This window comes from Microbacterium karelineae (genome assembly GCF_009745985.1).
Lineage (GTDB): Bacteria > Actinomycetota > Actinomycetes > Actinomycetales > Microbacteriaceae > Microbacterium > Microbacterium karelineae.
Genome location: NZ_WFIX01000146.1, coordinates 1 through 261, shown reverse-complemented (window position 1 = coordinate 261; position 261 = coordinate 1). Strand labels below are relative to the sequence as shown.

At 64.8% G+C, this 261-nt stretch carries 1 protein-coding gene; it reads left to right on the top strand.

Going from position 1 to position 261, the window contains the following annotated elements; translation table 11 throughout:
- On the top strand, positions 1-261 hold a 261-nt coding region (locus tag GB932_RS01380; protein WP_306769924.1), incomplete at both ends, for an alpha-amylase family glycosyl hydrolase.

The following is a 261-nucleotide window of genomic DNA, read 5'->3' as shown; positions in this document are numbered from 1 at the left end:
CCGACTGGTGGCGTCAGGCCGCCGTCTATCAGATCTATCCCCGGTCGTTCGCCGATGCGAACGGCGACGGGATCGGAGACCTGGCGGGCATCATCTCGCGGATCCCGTATCTGAAGGAGCTCGGCGTCGATGCGGTGTGGCTGAGTCCCTTCTATCCGTCGGCGCTCGCCGATGGCGGCTACGACGTGGATGACTACCGCGATGTGGATCCGAAGATCGGCACGCTGGATGAGTTCGACGAGATGGTCGCCGCGCTGCACG